Origin of the sequence: Actinoplanes couchii (assembly GCF_016862075.1) — a bacterium.
Classification (GTDB): domain Bacteria; phylum Actinomycetota; class Actinomycetes; order Mycobacteriales; family Micromonosporaceae; genus Actinoplanes; species Actinoplanes couchii.
In genome coordinates, this window is sequence record NZ_BOMG01000039.1 from 97,614 (window position 1) to 115,780 (window position 18,167).

Annotated in this window: 18 protein-coding genes; 8 read left to right on the forward strand and 10 right to left on the reverse strand. The window is 69.4% G+C overall.

The window, feature by feature from the left end; translation table 11 throughout:
* The first annotated feature begins 32 nt into the window (after positions 1-32).
* A complete protein-coding gene (gene rfbD / locus Aco03nite_RS13230) occupies positions 33-884 on the forward strand; it encodes a dTDP-4-dehydrorhamnose reductase (RefSeq protein WP_275415862.1) in 852 nt (283 codons plus the stop codon).
* 73 nt (positions 885-957) lie between these two features.
* Here rfbD and Aco03nite_RS13235 read toward each other — a convergent pair whose 3' ends face one another.
* Genes Aco03nite_RS13235 through Aco03nite_RS13250 form a run of 4 tightly spaced genes read right to left on the reverse strand, consistent with a single transcriptional unit; the run spans position 958 to position 4,652 of the window.
* A complete protein-coding gene (locus tag Aco03nite_RS13235; protein WP_203795351.1) occupies positions 958-1,353 on the reverse strand; it encodes a universal stress protein in 396 nt (131 codons plus the stop codon).
* Positions 1,350-3,194: a tripartite tricarboxylate transporter permease gene (locus Aco03nite_RS13240; RefSeq protein WP_239145116.1), complete on the reverse strand. Its 1,845-nt coding sequence runs from the start codon at positions 3,192-3,194 to the stop codon at positions 1,350-1,352. Before Aco03nite_RS13240 ends, Aco03nite_RS13235 begins: the two co-directional genes overlap by 4 nt.
* A gap of 16 nt (positions 3,195-3,210) precedes the next feature.
* Positions 3,211-3,666 carry a tripartite tricarboxylate transporter TctB family protein gene (locus Aco03nite_RS13245; RefSeq protein ID WP_203795353.1) on the reverse strand — a complete coding sequence of 152 codons (456 nt, stop codon included), beginning with the start codon at positions 3,664-3,666 and terminating at the stop codon, positions 3,211-3,213.
* Positions 3,663-4,652, reverse strand: coding sequence for a tripartite tricarboxylate transporter substrate binding protein (locus Aco03nite_RS13250; protein WP_203795354.1), 990 nt, complete (start codon positions 4,650-4,652; stop codon positions 3,663-3,665). The genes Aco03nite_RS13245 and Aco03nite_RS13250 overlap by 4 nt, the downstream gene beginning before the upstream one ends.
* A 104-nt stretch (positions 4,653-4,756) precedes the next feature.
* On the opposite strand from Aco03nite_RS13250, the gene Aco03nite_RS13255 reads away from it, so the two are divergent.
* The 6 genes from Aco03nite_RS13255 to Aco03nite_RS13280 all read left to right on the forward strand — a co-directional run bounded on the left by Aco03nite_RS13255 (position 4,757) and on the right by Aco03nite_RS13280 (position 11,563).
* Positions 4,757-5,644: a LysR family transcriptional regulator gene (locus Aco03nite_RS13255; protein WP_203795355.1), complete on the forward strand. Its 888-nt coding sequence runs from the start codon at positions 4,757-4,759 to the stop codon at positions 5,642-5,644.
* Between the two features lie 63 nt (positions 5,645-5,707).
* Positions 5,708-6,625 carry a 5-dehydro-4-deoxyglucarate dehydratase gene (kdgD, locus tag Aco03nite_RS13260; RefSeq protein WP_203795356.1) on the forward strand — a complete coding sequence of 306 codons (918 nt, stop codon included), beginning with the start codon at positions 5,708-5,710 and terminating at the stop codon, positions 6,623-6,625.
* Positions 6,622-7,944 (forward strand): enolase C-terminal domain-like protein, encoded by a 1,323-nt coding sequence (locus Aco03nite_RS13265; protein WP_239145117.1) that lies wholly within the window; start codon positions 6,622-6,624, stop codon positions 7,942-7,944. Before kdgD ends, Aco03nite_RS13265 begins: the two co-directional genes overlap by 4 nt.
* Positions 7,945-7,947: 3 nt before the next feature.
* A complete protein-coding gene (locus Aco03nite_RS13270; RefSeq protein ID WP_203795357.1) occupies positions 7,948-9,075 on the forward strand; it encodes an L-talarate/galactarate dehydratase in 1,128 nt (375 codons plus the stop codon).
* Between the two features lie 46 nt (positions 9,076-9,121).
* Positions 9,122-10,804 (forward strand): aldehyde dehydrogenase (NADP(+)), encoded by a 1,683-nt coding sequence (locus Aco03nite_RS13275; protein ID WP_203795358.1) that lies wholly within the window; start codon positions 9,122-9,124, stop codon positions 10,802-10,804.
* A 21-nt stretch (positions 10,805-10,825) separates the two neighbouring features.
* Positions 10,826-11,563, forward strand: a complete 738-nt coding sequence (locus tag Aco03nite_RS13280; RefSeq protein WP_239145118.1) for a sulfite exporter TauE/SafE family protein — start codon at positions 10,826-10,828, stop codon at positions 11,561-11,563.
* Between the two features lie 380 nt (positions 11,564-11,943).
* On the opposite strand, the gene Aco03nite_RS13285 is transcribed toward Aco03nite_RS13280, so the two are convergent.
* Complete coding sequence (locus Aco03nite_RS13285; RefSeq protein ID WP_203795360.1) at positions 11,944-12,546, reverse strand: alpha/beta hydrolase; 603 nt, start codon at positions 12,544-12,546, stop codon at positions 11,944-11,946.
* A 43-nt stretch (positions 12,547-12,589) separates the two neighbouring features.
* Between Aco03nite_RS13285 and Aco03nite_RS13290 the strand changes: the two genes are divergently transcribed.
* Positions 12,590-12,886, forward strand: a complete 297-nt coding sequence (locus Aco03nite_RS13290) for a hypothetical protein (protein WP_203795361.1) — start codon at positions 12,590-12,592, stop codon at positions 12,884-12,886.
* A 513-nt stretch (positions 12,887-13,399) separates the two neighbouring features.
* Here the strand turns inward: Aco03nite_RS13290 and Aco03nite_RS13295 are convergent.
* The 5 genes from Aco03nite_RS13295 to Aco03nite_RS13315 are packed head-to-tail and all read right to left on the reverse strand — an operon-like array spanning position 13,400 to position 18,166.
* Positions 13,400-14,422 carry an LLM class flavin-dependent oxidoreductase gene (locus Aco03nite_RS13295; RefSeq protein ID WP_203795362.1) on the reverse strand — a complete coding sequence of 341 codons (1,023 nt, stop codon included), beginning with the start codon at positions 14,420-14,422 and terminating at the stop codon, positions 13,400-13,402.
* On the reverse strand, positions 14,419-15,738 hold the full coding sequence (locus Aco03nite_RS13300) for an NtaA/DmoA family FMN-dependent monooxygenase (protein ID WP_203795363.1): 1,320 nt from the start codon (positions 15,736-15,738) through the stop codon (positions 14,419-14,421). Before Aco03nite_RS13300 ends, Aco03nite_RS13295 begins: the two co-directional genes overlap by 4 nt.
* Positions 15,735-16,562, reverse strand: a complete 828-nt coding sequence (locus tag Aco03nite_RS13305; protein ID WP_203795364.1) for an ABC transporter ATP-binding protein — start codon at positions 16,560-16,562, stop codon at positions 15,735-15,737. The genes Aco03nite_RS13300 and Aco03nite_RS13305 overlap by 4 nt, the downstream gene beginning before the upstream one ends.
* Complete coding sequence (locus Aco03nite_RS13310) at positions 16,549-17,337, reverse strand: ABC transporter ATP-binding protein (RefSeq protein ID WP_203795365.1); 789 nt, start codon at positions 17,335-17,337, stop codon at positions 16,549-16,551. Before Aco03nite_RS13310 ends, Aco03nite_RS13305 begins: the two co-directional genes overlap by 14 nt.
* Entirely contained in the window at positions 17,315-18,166 is an 852-nt protein-coding gene (locus Aco03nite_RS13315) for an ABC transporter permease (protein WP_203795366.1), read from the reverse strand. The genes Aco03nite_RS13310 and Aco03nite_RS13315 overlap by 23 nt, the downstream gene beginning before the upstream one ends.
* Between the last annotated feature and the right edge of the window lies 1 nt (position 18,167).

The window sequence follows — 18,167 nt, forward strand, 5'->3', positions numbered from 1 at the left end:
CTGTCGCTTCTGTCTCGACCGGCCGCTCGGGGCTGCGCTGGCTCATCACCGGAGCCGGCGGCATGCTCGGGCATGATCTCCAACGGGTCCTGGCCGAACAGGGCGTCACCGATGTGGTCGCCGCCGGCCGCGCCGACCTGGACATCACCTCACCCGCACAGGTCCGCGACGCGGTGGCCGAAGCCGACATCGTCATCAACGCCGCCGCCTGGACCGACGTGGACGGCGCCGAATCCCAGGAAGCCGAAGCCACCGCGATCAACGGCGAAGCAGTCCGCCTGCTGGCGTCGACCGTCGGCAACCGCCTGATCCACATCTCCACCGACTACGTCTTCGACGGCCGAGCCCGCACTCCCTACCCGGAGGACACCCCCCACGCCCCGATCAACGCCTACGGCCGAAGCAAAGCCACAGGCGAGAAGGCGGTCCTGACGGCCGGCGGCTACGTGGTCCGAACCGCCTGGCTCTACGGCGAACACGGCAACAACTTCGTCCGCACCATGCTCAACCTCGCCCAGTCCCGCCCCCACGTGGAGGTGGTCGACGATCAGGAAGGACCGCCAACCTGGTCGTACGCCCTGGCCGAGCAGTTGGTGGCCCTGTCCAGATCAGCGGCAGCCGGCCGCGCTGTTCCCGGCGTCTACCACGGCACATCCACGGGTTCGACCACATGGTTCGGCCTGGCCCGAGCAGTCTTCGAAGAGGCAGGTCTGGACCCCGCCCGAGTCCGCCCCACCACCAGCGCCCGTTTCCCCCGCCCCGCAAGCCGCCCCGCTTACAGCGTCCTGTCCCACACCCGCTGGCCAGAGGCAGACGTCGCCCCCCTCCCCCACTGGCGCACCCAACTAGCCGAAGCGATCCCCCGTCTGCTCAAACCTCGCTGACCCAGGCCCTCAAACCGCCACGGCCCGCTCTCCGGGCCCGTCCATGCTCCGCGCCGTTCAGTCGTGGTCTCTCTCATCGGTCGGGTTTTACCGCGAGCACCGGACGAGTGGCGTCGAGAAGGATTCGCTGGGCGGTGCTGCCGAGGAACAGCTTTCCGACCGGGCTACGCCGCCGGAGCCCGATAACGATCAGCGAAGCACCCACCTCCTCGGCGACATCGAGAAGGGCTTCGGACAGTTCCCCGGTATGTGGCGTCTGACGGACCTCGACAGCAACACCTGCCGCAGCGGCCCGGACCGACAGACCACCGAGATGCTCGGAACTGGCCGCCTCGGCACTGACCGGCGCCCCACCACGCGGCGAGTTGATCACCAGCAGTGGTTCGGCCCGCCGCCCCGCCTCTTCCAACGCGGCAACAAACGCCGCCTCGCCCTCAGGCGTAGGCAGATATCCGACCAGGACAGTCATTCCGTCTCCTCGGCATCAGAGGTGCTCTCCCCACGAACGGCCCCGGCCTGCCCCGCCGCCCCACTCCCACGAACGGTCCCGGCCTGCCCCGCTGCCCCGCTCCCACGAACGGCCCCGGCCTGCCCCGCCGCCCCACGCTCACGATCCGCCCGGTTTCGAGCAGCGTCCACCGGCGCGGCCCCAGCCGGCGACGCACCAGCCCCAGCCGACGCATCGCCCCCAGCCGGTGCCGCACCGCTCCGGGCCCGCGACACACCGCTCTCGGCCCGCGACGCATCGGTCCGGAGATCCGTCTCCCGTGGTCCTGCACCGGATGGCTCGAGATCTGGCGACTCGGGTGCCGGCGCTCCCGGGCCCGCGGCGGGTTGACGCCGCTTCCGGAGGACGGTCTGGATCAGGGGCAGGAGGATCACGGCGAGGAAAACGGCCACGAGCACACCGGAGATCGGCCGGGTCAGGAAGCCCGTCGGGTCGTCGTCGAACAGCAGCAGAGACCGGCGCAAGGACGTCTCCAGCAGGCTGCCCAGGACGAAGGCGAGAACCATCGGCCCGGGATCGAAGCCGGCCTTCTTCATCAGATAGCCGAGGACACCGAACGCGATGACCAAACCGATGTCGAAGACGCTGTTGTTGACCGTGTAGGCGCCGATCAAAGTGATCAGCACCGTGATCGGGGCCAGCACCGTCGCGCGGACCCGGAGGATGCGGACGAAGACGCCGAGCAGCGGAATGCTCATGATCAGCAGCAGGACGTTGCCCAGGTACATCGAGTTGACGACGCCCCAGAACAGCTCGGGATGCTCGGTGACCAGCTGCGGCCCCGGCGTCACCCCCTGGATGAGCAACGCGCCGAAGATGACGGCCATGGTCGCGTTGGCCGGGATGCCGAGGGACAGCAGCGGGATGAACGACGAGGTCGCGGCCGCGTTGTTGGCGGTCTCGGGTGCGGCGACACCTTCGATGGCGCCCTTGCCGAAGCGCTCGGGATGCCGGGACCGGCGTTTCTCCAGCGCGTAGGCCGCCATCGAGGAGAGCACGGCACCACCGCCGGGCAGGATGCCCAGGACAAAACCGATCACCGAGCCCCGGCCGATGGCGCCGGACGACTGCCGCAGGTCGGCGCGGCGGGGCCACACGTCGGTGACCTTGGTCGGCGCCTGCACGGCGCGATGACGTTGTTCCAGGTTGTAGAGGATCTCGCCGAGACCGAAAAGGCCCATGGCGATGGGTATGAAGTCGAGCCCGTCGGCCAGGGACAGGTTGCCGAGGGTGAAGCGTTCGGCGCTGGTGAAGTCGTCCCGGCCGACGGTGGCGAAGAGCAGCCCGACCGCGGCGGCGGCGAGCGCACGGATCCGGCCGCCGCTGCTGATGGTGGCGACGAGCATGATGCCGAGCAGGGCGAGCACGGTGTACTCGGGTGGGCCGAAGTCGAGGGCGAACCCGGCGACGACCGGGGCGACCAGGGTCAGCGCGACGATCGACAGGGTGCCGCCGATGAACGAGCCGATGGCGGCGATGCCGAGTGCGGCGCCGGCCCGGCCCTGACGGGCGAGGGCGTGCCCGTCGAAGACGGTGACGACCGAGGAGGCTTCGCCGGGTAGCCGGAGGAGGACCGAGGTGATGGTGCCGCCGTACTGCGCGCCGTAGAAGATCCCGGCCAGCATGATGACCGCGGTGACCGGCTCCAGCCCGAAGGTGACGGGCAGCAGGATCGCGATCGTGGCGGCCGGGCCGAGACCGGGCAGCACTCCGATGAGCATGCCGATGACGACACCGACGAGGCAGTAGAGCAGGTTCGTGGGTTCCAGGACGACCGCGAAGCCGTCGATGACCGCGGACAACGGTCCTCCAGATGGCTCAGAACAGGTGGGGGATGGTGACGTCCAGCGCGCCGACGAACAGCGCATAGAAGACGACGGTGGCACCGAGGCTGACGGCGATGGACGTCCGCCAGGTCTCGCGGCCGAGGAAGCGCAGCCAGACGAAGGCGAGCAGCAGGGTGGGGATCTCGAAGCCGATGGTGGCGATCACCGCGACGTAGGCGATCATCCCGGTCACGGCGGCGACGACCAGCAGGCTGCCGCTGGTGAACCGCTCGGGTGGCTCGTCGCGCCGGGCCCGGGCAGCGAGGACGAGCCCGAGGAGGACCAGCACGAAACCGACGGTCATCGGCCAGGTGCCGGGACCTGGTCCGAGGGAGCGGGCTCCGGCGATGGCCACGCCACCGAGAACCACCACGAGGGCGGCGGCGATCAGGTTGGCGGCCGGATCGGCCAGGGGCGGCCGGTCCTCCTCCACGGGCTCGGTCGTCATTTCGCGCCCAGTTCGATCTTGTGCTTGGCGACCAGGTCACGGTACGTCTGCAGCGACCCGGTCCACTGCTGGAGCAGGGCCGCGCCGTCCACCTCGTTGGCGGTGAGCAGCCGCTGGGTGTTGAAGTCCTGGTACGTCTTGTCGGCGAAGCCCTTCTGGAACGCTGTTCGCAGCCGGGCCACGACGTCGGCCGGGGTGCCCTTGGGGGCGACGATCGCCCGGGACTGCTGGACCGGCACGTTGAACCCGGCCTCGGTGGCGGTCGGGGTGTCCGGCATGTAGCTGGGCCGCTCGGTCGCGAACGTGACGATCGGGACCGCCTTACCGGCTTCGATCTGCTCCTTGGTCTCGCCGAGCTGCACCGCCGCGACGTCGACCTGACCGCCGAGGACCGCGGTCAGCGCCGGGTTGCCGCCGTTGAACGGCACTGCTGTCGCGTCCACTCCGGCCTGTGCGAAGAGCAGCGTCTGGGTGAGCTGACTACCCGTACCGACGCCGGTGGTGGCGAATTTGATCGGTCTTTTGGCGTCGACGATGTCCTTGACCGTCTTGAATCCGGTCTCCGGGTTGGCGATGAGGACGAAGTCGTCCTGGGAGATGCCGGTGACGACCTCGTAGTTGTTGATGTCGACGGCCTGATCGGCGGGGACGGCGAGGGGCGTGATGTAGGCGAGCGATCCGACGAAGACCATGAGCGTGTAGCCGTCGGCCTTGGCCGCGGCGAGCTCCTTGGCGGCGACCGCCCCGTTGGCGCCCGGCTTGTTCTGCACGGTGAGGGGCTGGCCGAGGTCCTTGCTCGCCGGGTCGGCGAGCGCGCGGCCGATGAGGTCGGTGCTGCCGCCGGCGTCCTGGCCGACGAGGAGGGTGACGGCCCGGTCCGGGTAGGCGGCGGTGGAGCCGCTGTCCCCTTCGGAGCCGAGGTTGCCGCCGCATCCGGTGAGGACGAGCAGGCCGGCGAGGGTGAGTGCGGGGAGCGTTATTTTCATCGGGAGTCTCCCGCTGTGAAGGGGGTCACTGGGTGCGGCGAGCCTATGACCGCGCGTCTATGCCTGTCCAAGCTAATTTCGGCATCGATTGATACTTTCACAGCATGACTTACACCCTCGATCAACTCCGGGGCCTGGTCGCGGTGGCCGAGGAGCTGCACTTCGGCCGGGCGGCGATCCGGCTCCGGATGACCCAACCCCCGCTGAGCAGGCAGATTCAGAAGCTGGAGGCCGCGGTCGGGGTGCAGTTGCTCGAGCGCGGCACCCGGAGCGTGAGGCTGACCCCGGCCGGCGAGGCGTTCCTGGGCGAGGCCCGGCGGATCCTGGCGATCACCGAATCGGCCCCGGAGCTGGCACAACGGGTCTCGTCCGGGTCGACCGGCCTGGTCCGGCTCGCGTTCACCGCCTCGGCGACCTTCGGAACCCTCGGCCGGCTCCTCAACGAACTGGAGTATCGCCTGCCCGAGGTGCATGTCGAGCTGTTCGAGATGGTCACCCGCGAGCAGGTGGCCGCGCTCGCCGGCGGTGACATCGACCTCGGCCTGGCCCGGCCGCCGTTCGACCCGGAGCTGTTCGAGTCCAAGTTGATTCACCGGGAGCGGCTGTTGCTCGCGGTCCGCGAGGACCACTGGCTGGCCCATCTGCGCCGCCCGGTGGTGCCGGCCGACCTGGCCAGAGAGCCGTTGATCTTCCATTCGCCGCAGAAGGCCCGCTACTTCTACGACCTGATCGTGAGCATGGTGCCGCTGCCGCACGAGCGGGTGTTCCACACGGTCAGCCAGGTGATCACCATGCTCTGGCTGGTCTCGGCCGGCCGCGGTGTGGCGTTCGTCCCGGAGTCCGCGCAGCTGGTCGGCATCCCCGAGGTCGTCTATCTGCGCATCGACACACCGATCCCGGAGCCGGTCGAGCTGCACCTGCTCTGGCCTCGAACTTCGGACAATCCGGCGCTGCCACGGGTGCTCGCCACCCTGGAATATCTGATGCCGTGAAGGTATCGATCGATGCTGAAAGACTCTTGGACAGGCATCACTGCGGCTTTCTACCGTTGCCTCGTGAACGCGATCCCCCCTCTCGACCTGGCCGCCCGGCTCGCTTCGGGCCTGCTCTCGTTCCCCGTCACCCACTTCGACGACCACCTCGCCTTCGACGAGACCCGCTACCGCGAGCACCTGGCGTGGCAGGCGAGTTTCGGTGTGGCCGGCCTCTTCGCCGCCGGCGGCACCGGCGAGGGCTTCTCCCTCACCAGCGCCGAGATCGACACCGTGGTCCGGGCCGCGGTCGACGAGGTCGGCGACATCGTCCCGGTGATCGCCCCGGCCACCGGTGGCACCTCGCAGGCGGTCGCCCAGGCCGAGGCCGCCGCGGCTGCGGGCGCGGCGGGCATCCTCCTCTTCCCGCCGTACCTGACCGAGGCCAGCCAGTCCGGCCTGATCGCGCACGTGGACGCGGTCTGCCGGGCCACCGGGCTGGGCGTGATCGTCTACAGCCGGGCCAACGCGATCCTGGAGGACGTGACAGTCGCCGAGCTGGCCGACCGCAACCCGACCCTGATCGGCCTCAAGGACGGGGTCGGCGACATCGAGCGGATGACCCGCACCTACGCCAAGGTCGGTGACCGGTTGGTCTACGTGGGCGGGCTGCCGACCGCCGAGACGTTCGCGCTGCCCCTGCTGCAACTCGGCGTGAGCACCTATTCGTCGGCGATCTACAACTTCGTGCCCGAGTTCGCCCTGCGGTTCTACACGGCGGTCCGCGCGCAGGACCGGGCCGAGGTCTACCGGATGCTCAACGACTTCGTCATTCCGTACCTGGACATTCGCGACCGTTCCCGGGGCTATGCCGTGTCGATCATCAAGGCCGGGTTGACCGCGGTCGGGCGCGACGGGGGCCGGGTCCGCCCGCCGCTCACCGACCTGACCGCGGAAGAGCGCGAAAACCTGACAAAGCTCATTGCGACGGTACGGTCGTGAAGCCCACGATCGAGCAGGTCGAGGTCGTACCGGTGGCCGGTCACGACAGCATGCTGCTCAACCTCAGTGGGGCACACGGGCCCTTCTTCACCCGTACCGTCGTGGTCCTGACCGACAGCGAGGGCCGCACCGGTGTCGGTGAGGTCCCCGGCAGCGCGGCGATCCGGCGCACCCTGGAGACCGCCGGTGAGCTGCTGATCGGCCGTCCCGTCGCGGAGTTCGCCTCGCTGCTGCGCGACTTCGGCCGCCGGCACGCGGGCCAGGACGCCGGGGGCCGAGGCCATCAGACATACGACCTGCGCGTCACCGTGCACGCCGTGACGGCCCTGGAGTCGGCGCTGCTCGACCTGCTCGGCCAGCATCTGGGTGTGCCGGTCGCCGAGCTGCTCGGTGAGGGCCGGCAACGCGACAGCGTGCCGGTGCTGGGCTATCTCTTCTACGTCGGTGACACGTCCCGCACCGATCTGCCCTACCGGCACGAGCCGGATCCGGCCGACGACTGGGAACGGCTGCGCCGCGCGCCCGCCCTCACCCCGTCCTCAGTGGTCCGGCTCGCCGAGGCCGCCCAGGCGCGATACGGGTTCAGCGACTTCAAGCTCAAGGGCGGTGTGTTCGCCGGTGAGCTGGAGATCGAGGCGGTGCACGCCCTGGCGGAGCGGTTCCCGCAGGCCCGGATCACCATCGACCCCAACGGTGGCTGGCTGCTGGACGACGCGATCGCCCTCTGCCGGGACCTGGGCGGGGTGCTCGCCTACGCCGAGGACCCGGTCGGCGCCGAGGGCGATCTGTCCGGCCGGGAGACGATGGCCGAGTTCCGCCGGGCCACCGGACTGCGCACGGCCACCAACATGATCGCCACCGACTGGCGGCAGATGGCCCACGCGGTGCGGTCCCACGCCGTCGACATCCCCCTCGCCGACCCGCACTTCTGGACCATGCGCGGGTCGGTCCGGGTCGCCCAGCTCTGCCACGACTTCGGGCTGACCTGGGGTTCACACTCCAACAACCACTTCGACATCTCGCTGGCCATGTTCACCCACGTCGGCGCGGCGGCCCCGGGCGAGATCACCGCCCTGGACACGCACTGGATCTGGCAGGACGGCCAGCGCCTGACCCGTAACCCCTTCCCGATCCGTGACGGCGCGATCGCCGTGCCGTCCACCCCCGGCCTCGGTGTCGAGCTCGACCGTGACGCCCTGGCCGCGGCCCACGAGCTGTTCCGGGAGCACGGCCTGGCCGGCCGTGACGACGCCACAGCGATGCAGTTCCTCGTTCCCCACTGGCGCTTCGACCCCAAGCGCCCCTGTCTGGTGCGGTGACCCATGACTGACCGAATCAGTGGCATCACGCTCTCCTCCGTCACGCTGCCCCTGAAAGCGGCGATCAGCGACGCCAAAGTGCTCACCGGGCGGCAACGGCCGATGACCGAGGTCGCGTTCCTGTTCGCCGAGATCCGTACCGAAGAAGGCCTGGAAGGGGTGGGTTTCAGCTACAGCAAGCGGGCCGGTGGGCCGGCACAGTTCGCGCACGCCCGCGAGGTGGCGCCCGACCTGATCGGCGAGGATCCCAACGACATCCAGCGGCTGTGGACCAAGCTCGTGTGGGCCGGGGCGTCGGTCGGCCGCAGCGGCGCGTCGACCCAGGCCATCGCGGCGCTCGACGTGGCGCTGTGGGATCTGAAGGCGAAACGGGCCGGGCTGCCGCTGGCGAAACTGCTGGGTGCGCACCGGGACTCGGTGCGGTGCTACGACACGTCCGGCGGTTTCCTGCACGAGCCGATCGAGCAGGTGCTCGCCAACGCCACCGCGTCCCTGGCCTCCGGCATCGGCGGCCTGAAGATCAAGGTCGGGCATCCGTCGACGGCTGTCGACCTGGCCCGGGTGCGGGCGGTCCGCGAGCACATCGGCGACGAGACGCCGCTCATGGTCGACGCCAACCAGCAGTGGGACCGGCCGACCGCCCAACGTGCCGGCCGGGCCCTCGAGGAGTTCGGGCTGGTGTGGATCGAGGAGCCACTGGACGCCTACGACGCCGAGGGCCACGCCGCCCTGGCCCGCAGCCTGGACACCGCGATCGCCTCCGGCGAAATGCTGACCAGCGTCGCCGAGCACCACGAGCTGATCCGGCACCGGGCCGTCGACATCCTCCAGCCCGACGCGCCCCGCATCGGCGGCATCACCCAGTTCCTCAAGCTGGCCGCCCTGGCCGACCACGCCAATCTGACGCTGGCCCCGCACTTCGCCATGGAGATCCACGTCCACCTGGCCGCGGCGTACCCACACGAGCCGTGGGTCGAGCATTTCGACTGGCTGCACCCGCTGTTCAACGAGCGCCTGGAGATCCGCGACGGCCGCCTGCACCTGTCCACCCGTCCCGGCCTGGGCGTGACCCTCAGCGAGCAGACCCGTGGGTGGACCGTCGACCGGGCCGACATCGGAGCGCCCGCATGATCACCGGCACCGGTCGGCCGGAGCCCGTCCGGAAGGAAGGCATCACATGACCGGCGTTCCCAGCATCGATCCGCGCAGTGGTGAGACCGTCGAGATCGTCGCCGACGAGACCACCACCGGCCAGGTGGACGAGATCTGCACGTCCGCGCTGGCCGCCGCGGGCCCACTCGAAGACCTGGGCCGCGACGGGCGTGCGGCCCTGCTCGACGATCTGGCGGCGGCCCTGGAGCCGCACCGCGACCGGATCGTCGAGGTCGCCGACCGGGAGACCGCCCTCGGGCCGGTGCGGCTCAACGGCGAGCTGACCCGCACCTGCTATCAGCTGCGGCTGTTCGGGGAGGTGCTGCGGGACGGCGGCTACCTGGAGGCGACCGTCGACCACGCCGGGGACACCCCGATGGGCCCGCGCCCGGATCTGCGCCGCATGCTGGTGCCGATCGGCCCGGTGGCGGTCTTCGGTGCGAGCAACTTCCCGCTCGCCTTCTCAGTGCCCGGCGGTGACACCGCGTCGGCCATCGCCGCCGGCAGCCCGGTGGTCCTGAAAGCCCATCACTCGCATCCGGCCACGTCCCAGCTCTGCTACCAGATCCTGGCGGCGGCAGCGCGGAAGTCCGGTGCTCCCGACGGCACGTTCGGCATCGTTCACGGGCTGCGCGCCGGCGCCGATCTGGTGGCTCATCCGGCGATCCGGGCGGTCGGTTTCACCGGTTCGGTCACCACGGCCCGCGCTCTCCTGGCGGTGATCGAGAAACGTCCCGAGCCGATCCCGTTCTACGGCGAGCTGAGCAGCCTCAACCCGGTGGTGGTCACGCCCGCCGCGGCGGCCGGCCGGGCCGAGACGATCGGCGCCGAGTTCGCCGCGTCCTTCACGCTGGTCGCCGGGCAGTTCTGCACCAAACCCGGCCTGATCTTCGTCCCCACCGGCCCCGACGGCGACCGGCTGGTCACCGCTGTCGAGGAGGCCGTGGCCCGGCTGGGCCCGATGGTCATGCTCAACGCCGGAATCGCCACGGCCTACGAGCGCGGAACGCTCGCTCTGCAAGCCGCCGTCGCCGACGGAGCGTCCCCACACACCGACATCCCGCAGGCCGGTGTTCCGCACACCGGTGTCCCGCATGCTGGCGTTCCGCAGGCCGGCGTTCCGCACCATGGCGTTTCGCATACCGGCGTTTCGCACGACGGCGTTCCGAGCCTGCTCCCTCCTTCCGACGGGGACGCGGCGTTGAAGGAGCCGGCCGGGCCAACGGTCGATGCCCCGTCTGGTGGAACGGGACGGCCGCGGCTGTTCGCCGTCTCTGCCGGGGCGTTGCCACCTGAGGCCACCGAGGAGTGCTTCGGGCCGGTCGCGGTCGTGGCTCGGTGGTCCGATGAGGCTCAGCTCTTCGCCGCGATCGCCGGGTTGCCGCCGTCGTTGACCGCGACGGTGCATCGGGATGCCGGGGAGACCGTTCTGCCCGCCGAGTTGGCCCGGCGGTTCCGGCCGACCGCCGGGCGCCTGATCTTCGACGGTTACCCGACCGGTGTGGCCGTGGCGTGGGCTCAGCATCACGGTGGCCCGTGGCCGGCTACGAACACTCAGCACACTTCGGTCGGAACCAGCGCGATCCGGCGCTTCCTGAGGCCGGTGACCTGGCAGAACGCTTCTGCCGAACTGCTGCCGGCCGAGTTGCGTGAGGAATTCGACAGCATCCCGCGACGCATCGACGGGGTCCTGCGAACGAGACTCTGAAGGGTGCAATTCGATCATGCGATGCTGCTTCTGGCAGGAGGTGTGGGGTCCGGGCTGATCGGGTCGATGGCGGGACTGGCCTCACTCGTGAGCTATCCGGCGTTGCTGGCGGTGGGGCTTCCACCGATCTCCGCCAACGTCACCAACACGGTGGGGTTGCTGGCCAGTGGGGTGGGTTCGGCTGCCGGTTCCCGGCCGGAGTTGCGCGGGCAGGGGCCGCGGATTCTGCGGCTGGGGGTGGCCGCGCTGCTCGGCGGGACCACCGGGGCGGTGCTGCTGCTGAACACCACGTCGGCGGTCTTCGAACGGATCGTCCCGGTGCTGATCGCACTGTCGGCGGTGGTTCTGCTGCTGCGTGATCGGCTCCGGGGTTGGTACACGCGGCCGAAGGGACGGTTTGCGCAGCCACCGTTGGGGGTCGCGGTCTTCCTGATCGGCATCTACGGCGGCTACTTCGGGGCGGCTGCGGGCGTGCTGATGCTGGCGGTCATGTCGATGTCGGTGGTGGAGCCGCTGGCCGTGACGAACGCGGTCAAGAGCGTGGTACTCGCGGCCTCCAACCTGGCGGCAGCCGTTCTCTACGCCGTGATCGCCCCGGTGCACTGGAGCGCGGCCGCCCTCTTGGGTGCGGGCTGCCTGATCGGAAGCTGGATCGGCCCGTCACTGGTCCGCCGCACCCCGGAACGCCCACTACGCATCGTCATCGCGATCGCCGCCCTCGGCTTGGCCGCCCACCTCTGGCTGGACATCGGCAGCTAGAAAACCAGGCCCCGGCACCCTCACGAAGGCACGAACCGCAGGTCTCGAGCAACGGCCCGAGGGCGCCGCGTGGCGGGTAACGGGTGGCGGATGGCGGATGGCGGATCGAGTAGGCGGGGCAGTGGGCAGTGGGAGGGCGGACAGCAAGCCGGTCCGACCGACCATGGTGGACGCTGAGTTGTGCGGGACGGTGGGTGGTGGATCGGCAATGGGTTGGGCGGGACGGTGAGTAGCAGATCGGTGGTGGGTTGGGCGGGACAGTAGGTGGTGGATCGGCGGTGAGCTGGACGGGACGGCGAGTAGCGGACCGGCGGTGAGCGGTGAGTTGGGTGGGGCGGTGGGTGGTGGGCGCCGGGTGGAAGAGGGCGGCGCCCACTGGGTCACCAGGTGCTGGATTCGGTGTTGAGGAAAGGGCGTAGGGGGAAGCCGTCTCGGATGGTTTCCAGGAAGGTGACTATCTCGGCGGCCACTGAGCGGTGGGATGTGTCGTTCAGGACGTCGTGGTGGGCGTCTCGGATGGTTGTCAGGCGGGCTGTGGGGAGGGACTTCGCCAAACGGGTCAAGGCTTCTCGGTCGGTCAGATCGTCGGCCTCGCCTGCCAGCAGCAGGTGCGGTATGGGGGAGGCTTCTCCGTAGGCCGTGTCCAGCAAGTCCGGTGGGGGTGCGGATGACAGGGTGCCTCGGGTTACGGCCTTGTCTTCGGTCAGCGTGCCTCGGTGCACTGGGCAGTGGGAACGGGTGTTCAGTTCCTCCTCCCATGAACCCTCTTGCCGGCGGTCGTGTCCGGGTAATCCGGCCAGTACCACCGCGTCCGGGGCTGCCCTCCGTGTGGTGAGCAGGGCGGCTATCAGGGCGGCACCGGTGTCCGAACCGATCAGGACCAGCGGCCGGGTCGGGCCGGTGACGGTCGGTGCATCGGCGGATGCCGGGGCGCCAGTCGTTGCAGCGCCGGTAGCGGCGATACCGGGCGTGACGCCGGACAAGACGGTCCCAGGTGCGACGCCGGACACCACAGTCCCAGGCACGGTGCCGGACGAAGCCGAACCCGAACCCGAATCGATGCCGGATGAGGCAGTCCCAGGCACGGCGCCGGATGAGGCAGTCCCCAGTGCGGTGCCGGATGAGGCGGTCGCGGGTGCGGTGCTGGATGGAGTCGAACCCGGTGCGGTGCTGGATGAGGTGGTGCTCGGCGCGGGGTCGGGCTGGGTGGTTTGCGGCGGCTCGGGGCTGGTGGCCTCGGTGATTGCGCTGGTCAAGGTGTTCAGGGCTGTGGGCAAGGTTCCGGGTTCCACCGGGATCGTGGGGAGGATGTGCACGTGGTAGGCGTCGGCGGCCAAGCGGCGGCCGAAGCGGGTGTATGTGTCGGGGGTTTCGCCTCGGCCGGGGACCACCAGGACTGTGCCTCGGACGGTGACTCCGGGTGGGGGCAGGTGTTCGGTCATTTCAAGCCGCCATGAGAGTGGTGGTGGACGGTCATTCCAGGCCGCCACAGGGATGCGGGTGGATGGTCATGTCAAGCCGCCGCGGAAGTAGGGCGGTCGGGCCGGGCCGCCGCAGAAGTAGGGCGAGCCACCGAAGTGGGGCGGGCCGCGCAAATGGGTGGGCCGCGGAAGTAGGCGGGCCGCCGAAGTGGACGGGCAGCGGAAGTGGGCAGGCTGTGCAAGGTGGGCGGGCCCGTCGAAGTGGGCCGGCGGTAACAGTGGGCGGGACGTCGAAGAGGGTGGGAGGCGGAAGTAGGACGAGCCGCGGAAGTGGAGTGGACCGCGGGAGTGAGGCGGGCAGCGGAAGTGCGGCCGGCCTAGGGAGTAGGACGGGCCGAGGCAGTGTGGGGCAGGCCTAGGGAGTGGGGCGGGCCGAGGCAGCGGAGGTGGAGGGTTTCCAGCCGAGGGCGGGGGCTACCTCGGTGGCTATCAGCTCCAAGGCGCGGACCGCGGCGTCGAAGTCGGGGACTCCGGGATTGAACTGGGTTATCAGGTCGGTTGCCACCGGAAGCACCCTTTCCTGCTGGAACTCGGCCACGATTTCGTCGGGGTGGCCGTAGAAGGCGTGGAAACGCCGCAAATACTCGTCCAACGGCTGGCCGGCCGGGAACGTGCCCCGGTCCACGAAGTTCTGGGCTGTCCTCCGGACTCCGTCCTCGATCTGGGCCAGGGCGGTGCGCTTGTCGGCGGCCGGAAAGACGAAACGGGAGATGCCGATACGCGGCGGGCGCGGCTGGGTCCAGGCCGCCAGATAAGCGTCGGCCCACTGGCGCTGGATCACGTCGGTGTTCTCCGCATAGCCATAGGCGGCGCGGTTGAGCAGCAGATTCGCCCCGGCCTCGGCGGCGAATCCCGCTCCGGGCGCGCTGAACACGGCCTGCCAGAAACGGTCGGTGAAATCGTCGGTGAGAGGGGGCTGGACGGTGAACCCGGGAGCGCCCACCTCCTGGTTGAGCAACGCCTTCCGGAGCACGCCGAACGACGCCGTGGTCGTCTCCCGCCGCTGGTCGTAGTCGGCGCCCAGAGCCGCGTACTCGACCGGGCCGGAACCGCTGCCGACGCCGATCTCGACACGGCCGCCGCTGAGGGTGTTGACGACTGCCACATCTTCGGCGACCCGGATCGGGTTCTCCAGCGGAAGAATGGTGATCGCGGTGGACAGCCGGATCCGCTTGGTACGCGCGGCGGCGTGGGCCAGGAACGGCCACGGCGACGACAGTCCCCCACCGTGCAACGGAATGTGGTGCTGCGCCACCCACCCGACGTCGAATCCGAGTTCGTCGGCGATCACGAACAATTCCTGGGCCCGCCGGTACGTTTCGGCAAGCGGCCCCCGCCCCTGCACGTGGGTGAGAAATCCGAGACGGAAGGTGGTCACGAGGCAACACTCCAGCGGTTGGCGGGAATCGGCAGGCCCAGATGCCCGCGCAAGGTGTCGTGCGCATACTCCGTACGGAAAAGTCCGGATTTCTGCAACAGCGGCACAACATCGCTCACAAAAGCCGACAAATCATCATTTGTCCGGAAGCCAACGTTCAGCCCGTCAAACGCCTCAGCCGAGAACCACGATGTGATAGCCGAGGCCACCGTAGAAGGCGACCCGGTAAAGGGCGACGGCTGATACCGGGTGAACTCAAGAACCGTCTCCCGCAACGAAAGCCCAACAGTAGCCGCCCGGGAAACGATGGAGGCGCCCCGGGTCCGCCCACTCTTCTCAGCAAGATGAGCCACATCAGGAAACGGCGCATCCAAGTCGTAAACCGAGAAGTCATGCGCCCCGAAAGCCCGCCCGAACTGCGCCAGCTTCCGCGAGAAGTCGTTGTCCGCCTCAAAGATCTCCCGCGACAGCCGATGCGCCTCCTCATCAGTGGAGGCGACGACAGGCTGAGCCCCGAGAAAGATGACAACGTGCGAGGGATCCCGCCCGAGCGCAGCCGCCCGCCGCTTGATGTCCGAGTAGTAAGCTCGGGAGTCGGCAAGCGATCCCCCGGGCGCATAGATTCCTTCGGCAACGTGAGCAGCCAGATTGCGCCCTTCTTCGGACACCCCCGCTTGAAAGATGACCGGCTGCCCCTGAGGCGACCGGGAAATGTTCAACGGCCCGTCCACCCGAAAATGCTCCCCGACATGATCCAGGGAATGCAGCTTGGAGGGGTCGAGGAAGACGTCCCCGGAGGCCGGAAACGCATCGTCCTCGTACGAGTCCCACAGCCCACGGACCACCTGAACGTGCTCGAGAGCCCGCCCGTACCGGGTGGCGTAATCGAGATGCTCGTCGAGCCCGTAATTACGAGATGTCCCGGTGTCGAAACTGGTGACGACGTTCCACCCGGCCCGCCCACCACTGATGTGGTCGAGGGAAGCGAATCGCCGCGCCACGTTGAACGGCGAGTTGTAGGTGGAGCTGAGAGTCCCCACGAGCCCGATGTTCCGGGTGTGTGTGGCGACGGCGGAGAGGAGGGTGAGCGGTTCGAGCCGATTGAGATAGTGCGGCGGATAGGTGGCGTCGATGAATTGACTGTCCACGATGAACAGGGCGTCGAATCTGGCGTGTTCAGCGGCGACCGCCTGCGCGATGTACCAGTCGATGTCGATGCTGGCGTTCTTCGGGACGCGCGGGTCCTTCCAGAGGCTGTGCTGCCCCGGCCCGCCGACGCCGTAGGCCCGCAACGCGAGCCGGAGTTGCCTGGTCACGCGGATGCTCCTTCGAGGTCGAGAAGGTTGCGCAACTCGCTGCGGGCGGCCCGCCCGGCGGCCGCGGAGCGCAAGGTGGGTGCGGAGCTGACGAGCAGTTTCGTGTACGGGTGGGCCGGCTCGTTGATCACCGAGGCGGCCGCCCGGTCCTCGACGATCTCGCCCCGGTAGAGGACGGCGATCCGGTCGGCGACACCCGCGACGGATCCGAGGTCGTGGGAGATGAAGAGCAGGGCGGTGCCGGCGTCGCGCAGTTGTTTGAGCAGTTCGAGGATCTGCACCCGGTTGGCCGAATCGAGGGCGCTGACCGGTTCGTCGAGCAGGACGAGGCGCGGCTCGGTGATCAGGGCCCGGGCCACGGCCACCCGTTGACGCTGGCCACCGGACAGTTCGCCGGGCAGCCGGTCCAGGAGCACCTGCTCCAGACGTACCCGCGCAAGGATCTTGTGAACTTTGTCGGGAATGTCGGCGGAACCGTGGATCCGCAACGGCTCGGCCAGGGAGTCGAAGATCGTCAGGTCGGGGTCGAGGCTGCGCAGCGGGTCCTGGAAGACGTATTGCACGGTGCCGCGCCGGCGCAGCTCACGCCACTGGCGCGGGGTGAAGGCGGCGACGTCGGCACCGTCGATGACGATCTTCCCGGCGGAGGGGCGGACCAGTCCCAGGATGGCGCGGGCCAGCGTGGATTTGCCGGAGCCGGTCTCGCCGATGATCCCGACCGTCTCGCCCGGGGAGAGCGACAGCGAGGCGGAGCGGAGCGCGTGCAGGCGGCCGGTGCGGCGGCGGTAGTGGACGTCGAGGTCGCTGATCTCAAGGAGTGACAAGGTAACGCTCCAACCCGTAGGACTCGTGCTCCTCGATGAGCAGGCGCGTGTACTCGTGGTCCGGCCGGTAGAGGATCTTCTCGACCGGCCCCTGCTCGACCACCTCACCGGCGCGCATGACCAGCACCTCGTCGCAGACCTGGGCGACGACGGCCAGATCGTGGGACACCACGACGAGAGCGAGACCGGTGGATTCCCGCAGCTCGGCGAGGAGGTCGAGGATCTCGGCCTGGACGGTGACGTCGAGCGCGGTGGTGGCCTCGTCGGCGATCAGGATCTTGGGCTCGGCGGCGATGGCGGTCGCGATCAGGGCCCGCTGGAGCATGCCGCCGGAGAGTTCGTGTGGATACTGACCATGGACGGCGGAGGAGAGGCGAACCGCGTCGAGGAGTTGCAGCGTCCGCGCTTTCAAGGCCCGGCGCCGGAGTCCGAGCTTGACCTGGGCAACCTCGGCGATCTGCGACCCGATCGTCAACGACGGGTTGAGATAGGACGCCGGGTCCTGGAAGACAGCGCTGATCGTCGAGCCGCGCAGGGCGGTCCACTGTTTCGACGACAACGAGGCGACATCATGGCCGTCGAGGGAGATGCTCCCGCCGGAGACCGTGAACCCTTCGGGCAGGATCCCGAGGGCGGCCCGGCAGGTGAGCGTCTTACCGCTGCCGGACTCCCCGACGATGCCGACGACGCCGCCGGGTTCGAGGTCGAAAGTGACACCGTGGACGATCTCGCGATCGAGCGAGACGCGGACGTCACGCAGACTGAGAATGGACATTTCGCCCCCGACGCAGGAGAAAGGTTGGCCCGGAGACGTCCCGGATGACGTCGGCGAGCAGGTTGCAGGCCCACACGGTGGCCATGATCAGCGCGGTGGGAACCAGCGGCGCCCACGGCCGGAAGCTGAGATAGCCCAGGTCAGCGGCGAGAACCCCACCCCAGGTGGGAGCGGGTGGCTGCACCCCGATCCCGAGGAACGTCAGGCTGGAGACCACCACGAACCCGACGCCGGCGGTGTTGGCGAGGGCCACCGCGACGGGCGGCAGCACCTTGACCCAGACGTGTTTCCGGACCACCCACCCGATCGACGCGCCGGAGATCAGCGCCGCCTCGACGTACGGGGAGCGGGCCACCGACAGGGTCGCCGCGCGGGAGACCCGGAAGAACAGCGGCGAGATCATGATGCCGACGGTGAACATGGCCTGCGGGATGCCGTTGCCGAGCAGGGCGGTGACGGCGACCGCGAAGACCAGGAACGGCAGCGCGATCAGGGTGTCGGCGAGCCGCAGCGTGACCCATTCGAAGGCCGGGCCGAGGTAGACCGAGAGGATGCCCGGGATCACGCCGGCGATCAGGGCGACCAGCGACACCTGCACCGAGCCGAGGACGCTGACCCGGGAGCCGTCGAGCAGCCGGCTGAACACGTCGCGGCCCAGGTAGTCGGTGCCGAGCCAGTGTGCGCCGGACGGCCCGGCGAGGATCTCGGCGCCGCCGGCGAGCGGGTCGTACGGGGCCAGGAACGGTCCCAGGATCGCCAGCAGGGCGATGGCGGCGAGGATTCCGGCGGCGATCCGCCCGGAGGGCAGTGCGAGAGCGCGGCGGACCATG

What these genes read in the sequence shown, in the direction of transcription:
- Aco03nite_RS13235 (WP_203795351.1), bottom strand. Translation starts at nt 1,353, where the DNA reads ATGACTGTCCTGGTCGGATATCTGCCTACGCCTGAGGGCGAGGCGGCG.
- Aco03nite_RS13245 (WP_203795353.1), bottom strand. Translation starts at nt 3,666, where the DNA reads ATGACGACCGAGCCCGTGGAGGAGGACCGGCCGCCCCTGGCCGATCCG.
- Aco03nite_RS13250 (WP_203795354.1), bottom strand. Translation starts at nt 4,652, where the DNA reads ATGAAAATAACGCTCCCCGCACTCACCCTCGCCGGCCTGCTCGTCCTC.
- Aco03nite_RS13255 (WP_203795355.1), top strand. Translation starts at nt 4,757, where the DNA reads ATGACTTACACCCTCGATCAACTCCGGGGCCTGGTCGCGGTGGCCGAG.
- Aco03nite_RS13270 (WP_203795357.1), top strand. Translation starts at nt 7,948, where the DNA reads ATGACTGACCGAATCAGTGGCATCACGCTCTCCTCCGTCACGCTGCCC.
- Aco03nite_RS13275 (WP_203795358.1), top strand. Translation starts at nt 9,122, where the DNA reads ATGACCGGCGTTCCCAGCATCGATCCGCGCAGTGGTGAGACCGTCGAG.
- Aco03nite_RS13280 (WP_239145118.1), top strand. Translation starts at nt 10,826, where the DNA reads ATGCTGCTTCTGGCAGGAGGTGTGGGGTCCGGGCTGATCGGGTCGATG.
- Aco03nite_RS13310 (WP_203795365.1), bottom strand. Translation starts at nt 17,337, where the DNA reads ATGTCCATTCTCAGTCTGCGTGACGTCCGCGTCTCGCTCGATCGCGAG.
- Aco03nite_RS13315 (WP_203795366.1), bottom strand. Translation starts at nt 18,166, where the DNA reads ATGGTCCGCCGCGCTCTCGCACTGCCCTCCGGGCGGATCGCCGCCGGA.